Below are 14,166 nucleotides of genomic sequence, written 5' to 3'. Positions count from 1 at the left end.
TCGTCAATTATGTGAAAGGAGCATTCGTTTTAAATAAAGAGGTTGCAAAGAAGCTTACGCAATTAATTACAGGGGAATTAATGTCAGAACGGAGGGCAGAAAATTTTGCTTTTGCATTCTTTTTACTTAGTAATCCAGACACTATATATCATATAGAAATATTGCATCACTATTTCTATAAAGACGGCTATAATGTTTGAACAATTTAACCATATTTTACAATAATGCTGATTTACCATTATAATTTATACATATTATAGAAACTTATGTAAAGGGATATTTGCTTTTCCAATCGAGAAAAAGATAATAATAAAATGGAGGGAAAATAATGACGAAAGAAGCTAACACCACTGGATGGGATGCAATTGATGAAGCAGTAACGAAGTTATATGGGGAACAGGAACCAAAGCATTATGGTACGGTGCTTCCTTATATGCTTGGCGGACAAGACCCATTAGATGGGCTTAGTGCTTACAAAGCAGAAATACCTTCTCCTCATTGGCATATTGTAACTTTTGGTTTCTCTGAGCTTTATGAGAAGGAATCAAAGAATACTGATTCTAGCGGCTACGGGTTTGAGCTTTCTTTCCGGGTTGCCCGCAGTAAGGATGAGGAGGAGCCTCCCGCGTGGGCATTAAATCTGCTTCAAAACATGGGGCGATATGTATTTAACAGTAACAATATTTTTGTCGCAGGGGATTATTTAGATGCGAATGGCCCAATCTGCTTGGGAGCAGATACAGAGCTAACTGCTCTTGCTTTTATATCTGATCCAGAATTGGGTACATTGCATACGTCTAACGGACGCGTTGAGTTTCTTCAAATGGTTGGGATTACTGAGGATGAGCTGGAGGCCATGAAAATATGGAACACAAGAGGTTTACTTGAAGCTGGAGAAGCAGAGATTCCGGGTTATATTACAGACTTATCCCGAAATTCTATGCTGCGAATCCCTGCTGTTCAGGAAAGTGTTCAAAAAGGTATCGAACGTGACGGCTCGAGTACTGGTTTATTATTTGTGGATCAATTGGACTGGAAATCTGGTAAGAATGGTTTGTTCAAAAAGATGCCATCTGTGTTCACACTAGGAGCAAAACAAGCAGAAACAGTTGGGAAACTACTACGAGGCCGACTGCTTAAGGGGAAAAATTTAACTTTAACAAATAATGAGATTAGCGTAATATTAGAACCCGCTTCAATGACTGAAATTGAAGTAGATGAGCATTTGGTCCATTTAAAACTTGATGAATCTGTCGTCAACGAGCTCATGAGTAAACTTCAACCAGAAGAAGGAGAAATTCGTTTGTTATCTAATAAAGGCTTCGTGATCCAAGTCGTTAAAACGTACATTAAAGATCAAGATGGGAATGTTATTTCTACCATCGGATAACAGGATCTTTGTGTGAGTCAATGTGTTCAAACCCTCTCTCGAAATACCGAGAAAGGGTTTTTTGATTTTTTATGAGTAAATTTGAATGAACCAAGAATTAATGGCCGAGTAACATATGGATAAATAATTAAGAAACCCAACTAACTTCCACAAGAAAGTAGCTGGGTTAATAAAATCTATAATAAACATGGTTAAGTTTAGCCATGATAACAATATAAACTGAAATATCTCAGTCCTATTTTGTATATTATTTTAAAGCGTTTACTACAACTTTCGCAGCTTTTGCAATAAGAGCATCATCATAGGTTGCGTCTTTCGTATTGCGAGAAGAAAGGATAGCGATTACTATTGGTTTTCTATCGGGTGGCCAAACAACTGCAATGTCATTACGTGTTCCGTAGCCCCCTGCTCCACTTTTATCAGCAACAACCCAATCCTTAGGTACACCTGCACGTATTAATGTGTCCCCTGTAGCGTTCCCAACTAGCAAATCGGTTAGGAGTGCCTTCTTTTTTGTAGGAAGTACGTCACCAATCACGAATTTTTGAAGATTTGAGGCAAGTGCTCTCGGTGTACTTGTATCACGAAGGTCTCCGGGAGTGGTAAGGTTTAGTTCAGGTTCCAAACGATTAGACTGTGTTACCTTATCTCCCATCTTCCTTAAGGCTTTTTCAAATCCAGTAGGACCTCCTAATTCATTGAAAAGTAGGTTTCCTGCTGTATTGTCACTATACCGAATAGCAGCAGTCGCAATATCCTTCACTGTCATTCCTTTATCTACGTATTTCTCAGTGATAGGTGAATAGGTAACCAAATCATCCTTAGTGTAAGTGATAATCTTATCAAGATCCTTCATGGATTTTTGCTTAAGCATGGCACCTGCGGCAAGTGCTTTGTAAGTAGAAGCAAAAGCAAATCGTTCATCTGATTGATAGCTGACGCTCTTTTTTGTTTTCGTATCAATCGCATAAACACCAAGACGGGCATCGAACTCACTCTCCAGCTGTTTGAAAGCTTCTTCAGTATGCGTGTCTTTTTCCTTAGTTGTTTTATGCTCGGGTGAAGCAGCAGAAGAATTAGTTGCATTTGTGCAACCAGCTAGCATGATTAAACCTAGCAAAGATAAAAGGAGGGTTTTATTTAGTCTACATAATGTATTTGTTAATTTCTTCAAGTTATAACCTCATTTCTATTTCATCATTATTGTCTTAAATAGATTAAATCGTCTCCACCTTTCACATCATATGTATTACACGTGTAATACAATACTACAATTGTAATCCATATTGGTCAACCTTTTTTAACAAGAGGGGACATACATAATGCATTAATAGAGAGGGTGTTTGATAAACCATAACCGTCATGATAATATTTGAATATTACAGTTGTAGTTTTAAGGAGATTTTATTTAACTTCTTCGAATGAACAAAAGATAGACGTATTTTGTTTTAATTGGATATGGAGATGAATACATTGCTTTTTACATACTTCATCATTTGTTTTATAGTTTCTTCTTTAACGGTTATAGGAATTATGCTGGGAAGGAAAATTTTCCGAAAGCAGTTATCTGTAAAAGGGAAATATCATATGTGGTTTTTATTGATGGTGGCCTTAATTCTGCCATTTATTCCGTTTCAGTTACTGCCTATTAAATATCCTTCTATCGATTTGGGTGTCAACCAATATAATGAACGAAATCCAGTGTTGGCGAGTACAGAAGATGTTCAACATTCGAATTGGATACAGGATTATTCCTTATCTATTCATCGCATTAATATAGAATTTCTGGGTACGGTATTAACTTATATATGGATCGCAGGAATGCTAGTTATGTTATGTCTAGCAATAATGGCTTGGCTTGATGTAAAGAAAATAAAACGAACAACATCCCCCTTAGTAAATAAAGATATACTGTTTTTATTTGAACAGTGCAAAAAGCAATTGGGTATATCGGGCCAGTTAACAGTAGGGGAGTCAAAGCTTGTCAATTCTCCGATGATAATCGGTCTTCTAAGAAATTATGTTGTATTGCCTTCTAATTTTGATCAATGGCTGTCAAAAGATGAAATCAAATACATTTTTCTACATGAACTTAATCACTATAAATATAAAGATACAGTTGTAAATTACCTTATCCTCTTTTTCCAAATTATTTACTGGTTCAATCCACTAGTTTGGATAGCTTTCCGCAAGATGCGCTTGGATCGGGAAATCACCTGTGATTATGCAGTTTTAGCTTCCTTAGATGAGAATTACCATAAAGAATATGGGCTGACGATTATCCATTTTATAGAGAAAGTCTCGCAGCAGAAAAACCTAATTTTAGCCAATCAATTTAATGGCTTCAAAGAGCAAATGAAAAGCCGTATAGAGCATATTGCTTGTTATACAAAGGAAACAAAGCTTTTGAAACTGAAGAGTATAGTGGTTTTTATGATGTTAGGCATATTGGTGGGGAGTCAGGTTCCGCTCATTTCAGCTATGGCTCAGAACCAGAATCGTTATGAGTTTACGAGTGAAAAGACTAGTTATTTGGATCTGAGTAATCTTTTCAAGGGGTATGATGGAAGCTTTGTCTTATACGATAACCAGGCTGATCAATATAAAATATATAATAAAGATAAAAGTACACTTCGAGTTTCTCCAGATTCTACTTACAAGATTTATAGTGCATTAATCGGATTGGAGTCCGGTATTATTTCAGGTGAAAATTCTAGCCTAAAATGGAATGGGACCAAGTATCCTTTTGATTCTTGGAATTCAAAACAAAATTTGTCGACTGCGATGAAAAATTCAGTGAGCTGGTATTTTCAAGAGTTAGATAGGCGAAATCAGACTGCAATCATTGAATCCTATTTAAAACGAATGAAATATGGAAATTCCGATATGTCGGGCGGTATCAGTCAATATTGGCTAGAATCATCTTTAAAAATATCGCCAGTTGAACAAGTACAGTTATTAAGAAATTTCTATACTAATCGGCTAGGGTTTAAGGATAAAAACGTCCAAGCGGTTAAAAAGGCAATCAAACTCGAGCAAAAAAATGGGGTACTGCTTTCTGGGAAAACGGGTACAGGCGTTGTCAATAACAAAGAAGTGAATGGTTGGTTCATTGGATATATTGAGAAGGGGAAGAATACGTATTTCTTTGCAACCAATATTAAGCGAAAAGAAAAGGCATCGGGTAAAAAGGCGGCAGAAATAACTTTGTCCATTTTAAAGGACATGGGAATATATTAATTATTGATCTACTGAAGGAGGTTGTATGATGTCTAAAAATATTCCCAATATATCAGAGTCTGAATGGGAAGTGATGACGGTGCTTTGGAAAGAGGCGCCGCTTACTGCAAATGATGTAATCTCTGCCCTACAGAAACGAACTGATTGGAAATCAAAAACAATACGCACGCTCTTAGATCGTCTTGTCAAAAAAGAAGTCGTGGGAGTAAATAAAGAACAAAGGGTGTATACCTTTTTTCCGCTGTATGAGCAGGATGAATGTCAGCGTGCTGAGGCGGAATCGTTTATTAAACGTATTTATGGCGGCACACTGAAGTCTATGTTAGTACAGTTTATCCAGGAGGATAACTTATCTGAAGAGGATATACAGGAATTAAGATCCATTCTAGATCCGAAGCAAAAAAAACAAAAACAGTAAGAATGCCCATATATCAGGGTATTCTTTTTTTATTTTGTATCAATTGGTACTCTATTTGATCTGAGAGTAATTGAACACAAAAGGACAATACAACATACACTACTTTAGAGTTTTATTTAAGGTGGTGATTTTTAAAATGAATAATCCATTCCAATTTCCAAGTTTCCCAGGGTCATCAGGAATGCCAGGTTTCCCAGGGTCTTCATTTCCAGGAATACCTGGGATACCAAGCTCTCCAGGACCATCATTTCCAGGAACGCCAGGCACTTCACAGGCACCAACTGCTCCGCCCCCATCATTTACTCCGCAACGATCAACAACTGTTTCGCCATTAGCAGTAGATCCAGGAGCAATTAGAATGTGTCTGTTCCGTAATACGTACGTATGGCTAAACAATGGTGAAGCATTTTGGTACTATCCTGTTTTCGTAGGTTCAAGATCCGTTTCAGGTTTCAGATGGACTGGTTGGACCTGGGTGATTTTTGGTATTGATACAAGGAGAATTAGCTCGTTTACATGTTTTTAAAAACAATGTTGCCTAGGGCCTTGGATGAATAAGCCATCGTATCGTTATCTTGTTTGATGTACAATATTGAACATGCATATTTATCATAAAAACCTCTTTCTGATATAGCATCGGAAAGAGGTTTGGTATATAAGTTGTTATCAATTAATATTAAAAAAAAGCCAGCTCTCCTTTATTAGGAAAACTGACTGTTTTCATCTGTTATAGCTGTCCTTGTTGAATTCGATTAATTAGTTCCTCAAGCCAGAAAATCGTGTGTTCGGTTTTGGTCGATACATAACCTGTCATGTAGTTTACAAACTTCTCACTATCTTCATCTAGCTCAATCTGGTCTTTGAACCCAATTACGTGCGCCCATTGGCTTTCAATAGTTCGAGCTTTCTTTTCTAATATCTCTATCACTTTTTCTCGGTTCACATATTTGATATTTGCTATGCCCACGACCATATCTGTAATTTCTTTGGCATTCTCAAATAACTTGTATATGAGTTTAGGCAGCTCTTCGCGACCTTTTTCGGTAATCGCAAATACTTGCTTATCTGGTCGATTTTCTTCTTTTTTAATTTCAATAATTTCAATCAACCCTTTTTTAGCTAGGGAGTCAAAATTATAATATAGCTTACTTTCTGTTAATCCAGCTATTTGATCTAATGGAATCGGATCGGATAGGTGTTTTTTTAATTTATAAGGGTAGTTGGCACCCTCCATCAGTTTGCTCAATATAAAGATTTGAATAGACATACTAACACTCCTTCAAGAAGCATGTTAACTCTATTGTAACAAAAACTAGATAGTTGCTTCAGTCGAATTCTTTAATTTGTCTTCTTCAGTTGAAGATTCCTCTACTGGGATAGGTTTGTGAATAAATGTCACAATCCCAATGTTAATCAACATAGCAGCTGCGCCTACTGCAACCATTGACCAAATATATGGACTTGCACTGATGCTTCCGTATAAGTCAGCAAAGTATCCTTGTACAGAGTAATACATTGGTGAAATATAGCTCATCCATTTATACGGCAAGTACATCATATCCCGGGAAATAGTCGCGCCGTTTGCTAGTGTTTGAATGAGTAAAATTGGTAAGTTGAAAATCATCCCTACTTCACCAACTAAAAAGATTAAAATGGCTGTGAAGTTGAAGCAGACCATATAATTAAGAATTTGGTGTCCTAATACGCTGAAGAATAGACTGCCGCTTGGTTTATTAATTAAATATGCAATCCCTGTACCGGCTAGTGATGATATTACTGCCACTAACAATGCTGTTAATTGTACATAGCAGAATAAGCGAGTTTTACTTGCTTTTCCACGACTGCTCTTGAATACGCCTACTAATTGCATGGCACCAATCATCGCACCTGTATAACCAGCCATCGTTAAGAACATTGGCAACATGTTATTATTCATACCATCTGGCATCTCGTTAATTTTTACGACGTTTCCTACATACGACGTTTCAATCTTTTTGGCTAATTCAGCCGCTTGCTCTTTTGGTACATTCACGTTCATTAGAATGCCTTCTGCTGTCTGTTGAGAAAATTGAGTGCTAAATTGGTTATTGATTGCCGTAATGACAGAATTGATAGAAGAGGAAACGGTTGTAGCTCCGGCTTCATTGATTGTAAAGTCGATGCTTGAAGATGTTTCACCTTTTTGCATATTCTTAGAGAATGTTTTTGGAATGTGTACAACTAACGCTAAATCATTATGCTCTAAGTCCTTTAAGGCTTTTTTATTTGTTAAATCCATTTCAATTTTTTTAAACGGTAACTTCTCTTGTAACTGATCGGCAATCTTTGCACCGTATTCACCAGAATCATCATTAACTATGGCAATTGGTAATTTATCTATATTTCCTGGGATTGCCGAATAGCCAGGCAAGAAGATCCCTAACATGGCAACCGCATAAAAAATGCCCATGAATATGGCTCCGATTGCCCCTTTTGTTTTTAAGAATTGAGTAAACTTCATTTGTTGAATCCTTCCTTTTGCTAAATTCATTTATGCTTTATTTAAAATACTTTAATCAAAGTACTTTTTAAAAAGTATGTTAGTAGTTTATTTTAATTTAATCAGAAAGTCAATTGAAAAACGTGTTATTATCGTGAACCATTTGATAGAAGAACCAATTATAAAACCCCCTATCCATCGTCGAAAGTAACGGTAGGGGGAGCAGACTTATAAATCTTCTATCCATATTAGAAAAAGAATATGTTAATATGGTATACAAATTAGCATTTGTGTTGATACTAATGATTGAAGTATCTGAAACAAGTTGATATATTTGTTTATATATATAATCAGTGAAGTGATCAAGTAAATAAGAATTGTGAACCAGAAAGTATAGCCTAGGCTGGAAGCTATATCACCTCTTCTTATTGAACCCTGCCACGGAGATGTTAGTGAAAAGCTAACCGAGTCGTTTCGTTATAAACGTTTAGAGGGCATAAAGTTTATTTACGCCGAACTAAGGTGGTACCACGTCTACTAGCATAAAGACGTCCTTATTTGGACGCTTTATGCTTTTTTTATTTTTTCTAAGGAGGAAAAGAAAATGTCTCAAATGACAAACAATTTTTCAAAATGGTATATTGATACAATTCAAAAAGCAGATTTGATTGATTACACTCCAGTACGTGGATGTATTGCATTCAAACCTGACAGCTATGAGATATGGGAACATATCCAAGCGGAGATGGATAAACGATTTAAAGAAACGGGGCACCGCAATGCATACTTCCCAATGTTAATTCCTGAATCTTTTTTCCAAAAAGAAAAGGATCATATTGAGGGATTTTCACCAGAGCTTCCTTGGGTGACAGAAGCAGCAGGAGAAGAATTAGAAGAGCGTTTGGCGTTACGTCCAACTTCTGAAACGATGATTGGCCATCTATATTCAAACTGGATTAAAAGCTACAGAGACCTTCCAGTTTTAATTAACCAATGGGCAAATGTATTCCGTTGGGAAAAGAAAACTCTTCCATTCATTCGTACATCCGAGTTCCTGTGGCAAGAAGGTCATACTGCACATGTAGATGAAGAAGAAGCACGCAAAGAAACGATGCAAATGCTATCTATATATAAAGAGGTAGTTGAAGGACTTCTTGCTATCCCTGTTTATGATGGGCAAAAGACACCATCAGAACGTTTTGCCGGTGCGATTGATACTTTCTCTATTGAAGCGATGATGAAGGATGGAAAAGCTGTACAAGCGGGGACTTCTCACTATTTAGGTACAAAATTTGCGGAAGCATTTGATATCAAATACTTGAATAAAGAAAACAAGCATACTTACGTGCATACAACTTCTTGGGGAACATCTACACGTTTGATTGGCTCTGTTATTATGGTTCACGGTGACGAAAAAGGCCTTGTCTTGCCACCAAAGATAGCACCTACACAAGTGGTGCTTATTCCGGTCGGTCCATGGAAAAAGAATCCTGCCATTGTTGAGAAACTCGATGAAATTTTCGCGGCATTGAAAGCGAAAGGTATTCGTGTTCGTCTGGATGATTCAGATCAATCGCCCGGCTATAAATTTAATGAATGGGAGCTGAAAGGTGTTCCTGTCCGTATTGAACTTGGTCCTCGTGATTTAGAAAATCAGCAAGCTTTAATGAAAGCACGCGATGAGGATGAAAAAGTTTCGGTATCTTTAGATGCAGTCATTGAACATGTAGAAAAAGAACTTGAAATGATGCAAACACGCCTTTTGGAAAAAGCAAAAGCTTTCCGAACAGAGAATTCACACACGCATATTGAAACATTGGATGAGTTAACAACCCATTTAGAGAAGTCTAAAGAACAAGAAACCATTCCTGGTTGGGTTTTAGCTGGCTGGTGTGGAGATGACGCGTGTGAAGAAACGATAAAAGAAAAAACAAAATTCACTACGCGAAACATACCATTCAATCCGCCAACAACAAAGCATACATGCTTGAATTGTGGAAAAGAAGCAAAACATACAGTGTGGTTTGCCCGCGCTTATTAATCCAAATAAACAAAGCCCCTTTCTCATACAACAGAGAAGGGGTTTTTGTTTTGCTTATGCACCGACATATCGGGACAGTCTTCCGCATATGGTATGGTAAAAAGGTGGTGTCTGTGATTGAAACGTTGGATGATATGGAGTGTTGTTTTAGTAGCTTGTATTTTCATAGTTGTGTATGAAACCAAAGCATCTAATCGCGGATTCTTTATTTCCGAGACCTTGGGTGGCGTCAAGATAGCATTGGATGCGGGACATGGGGGGATTGATGGAGGGGCGTCTACAGATAAGTTGATTGAAAAAAATGTAACGTTGGCTATTACGAAAGAAGTGGAAAAGCTTTTAAAGAAAAAAGGCGCAACGGTATATATGACAAGATCAAAGAATGATGATGTGATCGCCGAGCATACACCTAAAGCTGAATTTAACACATTGAGAGAACGCAAAAAGCAAGACATATTTTTAAGAGAAAAATTAGTAAACAAGGAAAAACCGGATTTATTCCTAAGCATACATGCAAATGCTATTCCTGAAACAAAGTGGCGTGGAGCTCAAGTATTTTACCATGCGAATGGGCATCCAGCAGGAGAATTGTTAGCTAATTCTATCCAAGACTCCATCAAGGAGAACCTAAAAAATACAGAGCGTGAAGCGCTAGCTATTAAGCAAGTATATTTGCTGAAAAAAGTGAAAATGCCAGCTGTATTAGTTGAAACCGGCTTTTTAAGTAATCCTGAAGAAGCAGAGCTATTGTCTTCTCCTGATTATCAACGAAAAATGGCGGAAGCAATTGTGGATGGTATTGAACGCTATTCTGAATCCTCTATTGAATAAGATATGCCATAATACTTATTTGTAAGCGTTATGATATACTAAAGGCAAACGCAATAGAGGAGTGTCTACAGTGATTAATGAACAACAAGTTCTGGAATTAGTGGGAGCATTAAAAGATCCTTTTCTACATAAATCCTTAAAGGAAACTGGTGGGGTTTTAGAGGTTTCAATTAAAGAAGAGAAAGAACATGTCAGTGTAAAAATTGCAATTGCGAAAACAAATACACCTGAACAGCTTTCTCTTCAAATGGAAATCGTCAATACATTAAAGGAAGCAGGATTTAAAACAGTCGGCATCAGATTCCAAGAACTTCCTCAAGAAAATATCGAGCAATTCCGTGGAACTGCCACTCGTGCAGAAGCACAGGATTTGTTATCGCCTTTAAATAAAGTGAAATTCATCTCCATTGCGTCAGGTAAAGGCGGAGTGGGGAAATCTACTGTCGCTGTCAATTTAGCGGTTGCTTTATCACGTTTAGGGAAAAAAGTAGGCTTAATTGACGCAGATATCTATGGCTTTAGTGTACCGGATATGATGGGTGTACAAACTATGCCAATTGTAGAAGAGAATCGTATAATCCCTGTGGAACGATTTGGAGTAAAAATGATTTCAATGGGCTTCTTTGTCGAAAATAATGCACCAGTTGTATGGCGCGGACCTATGCTTGGCAAAGTATTGGATCAATTCTTCCGTGATGTTGAATGGGGAGAGTTAGATTACTTATTATTAGACCTTCCTCCGGGCACTGGGGATGTTGCGCTTGATATTCACCAAATGTTGCCAGAATCAAATGAAATCGTTGTAACAACGCCACACCCAACTGCAGCATTCGTAGCAGCTCGTGCTGGTGCTATGGCTATCAAAACAGAGCATACAATCCTTGGTGTGATTGAAAATATGTCTTGGTTCCAATCTGATGTATCAGGTGAAAAAGAATATGTATTTGGAAAAGGCGGCGGTCCAAAGCTAGCCGATGAATTGCGAACTGATTTACTTGGCCAAATACCTTTAGGACAACCAGATTGGAATGAAGTTGATTTTGCGCCATCTGTTTATGCCAAAAATCATTCAACAGGTCAAATTTATTTAGAAATTGCACAGCGTGTAAGTGATAAATTAGAGCAAGAAGATTAAGGTAAAAAAAGTAGGGATGAAGCTAAATGCTTCATCCCTTTTTCATGCTTACTTACCGCCAACTCCTTTACCGGAGCCGCCGCCACCGCCACCTTGGCCACCATCACTGCCGCCACCGCCATCTGAAGACTTAGACTTTTCTCCTGACGATTCAATTAGCTTTGCCCACTTTTCTTGTAGCATTGGGCTTTTTATGACTTCAGCAATCACTTTTTCTAAATCTTCTTTAGAGCTTGCTGATTTCATGATTTTTTCTAATTGTTTTTGCATGTCGGGTTGAGAGAAAAATTGTTCCAAGTCTTTTTGGAAAGAGGCATCCTTCATTAAATCTTTCAGTAGATCCTTTTGTTCCTTTTTCAAGCTTTTCGCAAATGTTTCGCGGAATTTAGGATCTTCAAATTGGGTTTTCCAATATTCTTCGGCCTTTTTAGAAAGCAATGTGTCCTCTATAGCAGAATTGACATCATCATGCTCGAGCACAAGCATATCCTTCATGGCCGGATCTTCTAGAAGTTTTCGTATGACCTTTTTTCCTTCCTCTGTTTGCAATGCATCTAGAGTGGATTTTTTTATATCTTCATACGATTGGCTTTGAGGAGGAGCAGCAGCGGAACAACCTGTTAAAAGAGCAAGAAGAAATGTAAAGATAATGGCTTTTTTATACATAACCTTCCCTCACTTTTGTGTATCAGTCGTTTCATTTATTGTTCACAAAAGCCCGTGTAATATGTATGGGGAACGAGAAGAAATAGATTTTTTAAATATTCATGTTAGAATGAAACAAGAACTTCTAAAAAAATGGAGGACACTCGTTGTGACGATACGTAATTGGTTGAAGTTTGCTTTAAGAGCGTTGATTATAGGCGGCTTGGTCACTGGGGTTATGAGTTTAATCGTTCGGTGGGGAAATTTTTATGGACCGCATTTTTCTAATGGTGAACTAACAGAAGCAATCAGTGGCTTATTGTGGTTTGTATTTCTTGGATTTACAATTAGCATGGTTTGCCAAATGGGGTATTTTGCCTATCTGACGGTGCATCAAATCGGGGTAAATATTTTCCGCTCATTAACTTTGTGGAATTGGGTACAACTATTGTTGATGATTATAGCGATTGCAGATGTGGTTTATTTCCGTTTTAGGCCATATGCCGATACTGCAAATGATTGGTTCCTATACATAGGTTTATTAGCGGTATTATTAGTAGCTGCTTTTTTGACGGCTATCAAAAAAGTCAAAATGACGAATAAAAAGCATATCCTTATCTCCGCTTTATTTTTCATGGTTTTTGTAAGTATTATCGAATGGCTGATTGCGCTTTGGGTTCGTACTGAAGGAGGCAATCAATATATCACGATTTTATTATTCCCAATTTTGGCTGTTAATGCATTCCAACTACTGGAATTACCTAAATATAATGCACAATCAGCAGCTGATTTGAAGAAAAGGGAAGAGCGCCGTAAAGAACATAATGCCAACGCTACAAAACAACAAGCGAATAATCAACAAACAAACCGAAAAAAAGCGAAACAAAAGTAAAGAAAGGCTATTTCCCTGGTTATGGTGAAATAGCCTTCTTTCTATTTAGGATACTTTTTAGTGGTTGCGGAATAACCAAAAATAACTTCTTCAATTTGTCCAAATTGGTTACTCTCAATTAGTCGCTCTAAGTTTTTTATGGTGATTCTTTCTTCTTGATGATAAGGGATGGCAATAATGTCTCCGTTTGAAACCTTTATTTCTTTTGAATTTGTGCCCATTTTAGATGCTGCTAACATATTGATCTTTTGTTTCCATAAAGCATTTGAAACGTTTGGCAGGAAGATGTAATCTTTCGTTCTGAACCAAAGTGGAGGTTGTTTCATAATGGTGTTGAACAATTCTATATCTTGTTCCAGTTGAGAAGGGTTTTCCTCATATATTTCACTGCTTTTGCCTAATAAACCAACAGGAATGTTTTTAGACTTAATGACTTTTACGAGAGTTTTAGAACGTTCTAATAATGCTGGGTCTACCATTAATAATGGGTAAGGAGATTTTGTTTCGTTTAGCCATTTGATAAATTCCTCATCGGCATATGAAAGATCAATTGTTAATGCCTTTCCGTATGTTCCCTTTAAAATAACGTTTGGCTCATCTGTTAACCGAAATACACTAAGTAAATTGTTTTTAGTCGGAATAAAGACGAGTAGAATAGCTAACATTACTATCATCAGTAGCAGTATTCTTTTAATCAGTATGCTCACCTCCAAAGTATATATATGTTAGAGGCTTGTATTTTAAAACTTTATAAAAAAATAGTTGACTCATTTATAGTAAGAGAGTATAGTTGTTAACGTTGACTCGTCAGAATGAGCAAGACTGATAGTAGACGACTTAAATTATTTTAAAAAAGTTGTTGACTAATGATTTTAACCATGGTAAGATAGTTAAGTCGTTAAGGCGACAACGAAATGAACCTTGAAAACTGAACAAGCAAGATGTTAATCATTTAAACTACTAACAACTGTTAGTTTTAAAGTCATCATCGTAAAGATGATGCGCTAGTGAAATTTTGAGCAATCAAACACTTTTATGGAGAGTTTGATCCTGGCTCAGGACGAACGCTGGCGGCGTGCCTAATACATGCAAGTC

At 37.1% G+C, this 14,166-nt stretch carries 13 protein-coding genes, 1 rRNA gene and 1 other annotated feature; of the genes, 9 read left to right on the top strand and 5 right to left on the bottom strand.

All coding sequences use genetic code 11. The annotated features are described in order from the left end of the window. Positions 1–328 precede the first annotated feature (328 nt). Positions 329–1,390 carry a suppressor of fused domain protein gene (locus RCJ93_RS13585; RefSeq protein ID WP_446739301.1) on the top strand — a complete coding sequence of 354 codons (1,062 nt, stop codon included), beginning with the start codon at positions 329–331 and terminating at the stop codon, positions 1,388–1,390. Positions 1,391–1,637: 247 nt separating this feature from the next. Here RCJ93_RS13585 and bla read toward each other — a convergent pair whose 3' ends face one another. Next, positions 1,638–2,564 carry a class A beta-lactamase gene (gene bla / locus RCJ93_RS13580; protein WP_446739300.1) on the bottom strand — a complete coding sequence of 309 codons (927 nt, stop codon included), beginning with the start codon at positions 2,562–2,564 and terminating at the stop codon, positions 1,638–1,640. Between the two features lie 290 nt (positions 2,565–2,854). Here bla and RCJ93_RS13575 point away from each other — a divergent pair, with 290 nt between their 5' ends. From RCJ93_RS13575 to RCJ93_RS13565, 3 genes are all read left to right on the top strand, one after another. Continuing rightward, positions 2,855–4,630 (top strand): BlaR1 family beta-lactam sensor/signal transducer, encoded by a 1,776-nt coding sequence (locus RCJ93_RS13575; protein WP_446739299.1) that lies wholly within the window; start codon positions 2,855–2,857, stop codon positions 4,628–4,630. 28 nt (positions 4,631–4,658) lie between these two features. Beyond that, entirely contained in the window at positions 4,659–5,048 is a 390-nt protein-coding gene (blaI, locus tag RCJ93_RS13570; protein ID WP_251648246.1) for a penicillinase repressor BlaI, read from the top strand. A gap of 136 nt (positions 5,049–5,184) precedes the next feature. Then, positions 5,185–5,574, top strand: coding sequence for a collagen-like protein (locus tag RCJ93_RS13565; protein ID WP_150285394.1), 390 nt, complete (start codon positions 5,185–5,187; stop codon positions 5,572–5,574). A 201-nt stretch (positions 5,575–5,775) separates the two neighbouring features. On the opposite strand, the gene RCJ93_RS13560 is transcribed toward RCJ93_RS13565, so the two are convergent. Next, positions 5,776–6,315, bottom strand: coding sequence for a PadR family transcriptional regulator (locus RCJ93_RS13560; RefSeq protein ID WP_251648250.1), 540 nt, complete (start codon positions 6,313–6,315; stop codon positions 5,776–5,778). A 45-nt stretch (positions 6,316–6,360) separates the two neighbouring features. Then, entirely contained in the window at positions 6,361–7,548 is a 1,188-nt protein-coding gene (locus RCJ93_RS13555; protein ID WP_446739298.1) for a YhgE/Pip domain-containing protein, read from the bottom strand. A 323-nt stretch (positions 7,549–7,871) separates the two neighbouring features. After that, positions 7,872–8,086, top strand: a binding site (T-box leader). A 45-nt stretch (positions 8,087–8,131) separates the two neighbouring features. Here RCJ93_RS13555 and proS point away from each other — a divergent pair. The 3 genes from proS (at position 8,132) to RCJ93_RS13540 (ending at position 11,534) form a co-directional block, all read left to right on the top strand. Beyond that, complete coding sequence (gene proS / locus RCJ93_RS13550; protein WP_446739297.1) at positions 8,132–9,568, top strand: proline--tRNA ligase; 1,437 nt, start codon at positions 8,132–8,134, stop codon at positions 9,566–9,568. A gap of 117 nt (positions 9,569–9,685) precedes the next feature. Then, positions 9,686–10,399, top strand: coding sequence for an N-acetylmuramoyl-L-alanine amidase (locus RCJ93_RS13545; protein WP_150285398.1), 714 nt, complete (start codon positions 9,686–9,688; stop codon positions 10,397–10,399). A gap of 70 nt (positions 10,400–10,469) precedes the next feature. After that, entirely contained in the window at positions 10,470–11,534 is a 1,065-nt protein-coding gene (locus RCJ93_RS13540) for an Mrp/NBP35 family ATP-binding protein (RefSeq protein WP_150285399.1), read from the top strand. A gap of 48 nt (positions 11,535–11,582) precedes the next feature. Here RCJ93_RS13540 and gerD read toward each other — a convergent pair whose 3' ends face one another. Beyond that, positions 11,583–12,200 (bottom strand): spore germination lipoprotein GerD, encoded by a 618-nt coding sequence (gene gerD / locus RCJ93_RS13535; protein WP_066790833.1) that lies wholly within the window; start codon positions 12,198–12,200, stop codon positions 11,583–11,585. 148 nt (positions 12,201–12,348) lie between these two features. Here gerD and RCJ93_RS13530 point away from each other — a divergent pair, with 148 nt between their 5' ends. Then, positions 12,349–13,071, top strand: coding sequence for a KinB-signaling pathway activation protein (locus RCJ93_RS13530; protein ID WP_147197369.1), 723 nt, complete (start codon positions 12,349–12,351; stop codon positions 13,069–13,071). Positions 13,072–13,112: 41 nt separating this feature from the next. On the opposite strand, the gene RCJ93_RS13525 is transcribed toward RCJ93_RS13530, so the two are convergent. After that, positions 13,113–13,745, bottom strand: coding sequence for a hypothetical protein (locus tag RCJ93_RS13525; protein WP_066790831.1), 633 nt, complete (start codon positions 13,743–13,745; stop codon positions 13,113–13,115). Between the two features lie 358 nt (positions 13,746–14,103). On the opposite strand from RCJ93_RS13525, the gene RCJ93_RS13520 reads away from it, so the two are divergent. Further along, positions 14,104–14,166: ribosomal RNA gene (locus tag RCJ93_RS13520) — 16S ribosomal RNA — on the top strand; the annotation flags it as partial.

It is taken from the genome of Rummeliibacillus sp. BSL5, from assembly GCF_052928305.1.
Note: the sequence above shows the minus strand (reverse complement) of the source record. Positions and strands in the feature narration are given on the sequence as shown.

Coding starts and splice junctions, on each gene's coding strand:
- RCJ93_RS13585 (WP_446739301.1), top strand. CDS start 329: ATGACGAAAGAAGCTAACACCACTGGATGGGATGCAATTGATGAAGCA.
- RCJ93_RS13575 (WP_446739299.1), top strand. CDS start 2,855: ATGAATACATTGCTTTTTACATACTTCATCATTTGTTTTATAGTTTCT.
- blaI (WP_251648246.1), top strand. CDS start 4,659: ATGTCTAAAAATATTCCCAATATATCAGAGTCTGAATGGGAAGTGATG.
- RCJ93_RS13565 (WP_150285394.1), top strand. CDS start 5,185: ATGAATAATCCATTCCAATTTCCAAGTTTCCCAGGGTCATCAGGAATG.
- RCJ93_RS13560 (WP_251648250.1), bottom strand. CDS start 6,315: ATGTCTATTCAAATCTTTATATTGAGCAAACTGATGGAGGGTGCCAAC.
- RCJ93_RS13555 (WP_446739298.1), bottom strand. CDS start 7,548: ATGAAGTTTACTCAATTCTTAAAAACAAAAGGGGCAATCGGAGCCATA.
- proS (WP_446739297.1), top strand. CDS start 8,132: ATGTCTCAAATGACAAACAATTTTTCAAAATGGTATATTGATACAATT.
- gerD (WP_066790833.1), bottom strand. CDS start 12,200: ATGTATAAAAAAGCCATTATCTTTACATTTCTTCTTGCTCTTTTAACA.
- RCJ93_RS13525 (WP_066790831.1), bottom strand. CDS start 13,745: ATGATAGTAATGTTAGCTATTCTACTCGTCTTTATTCCGACTAAAAAC.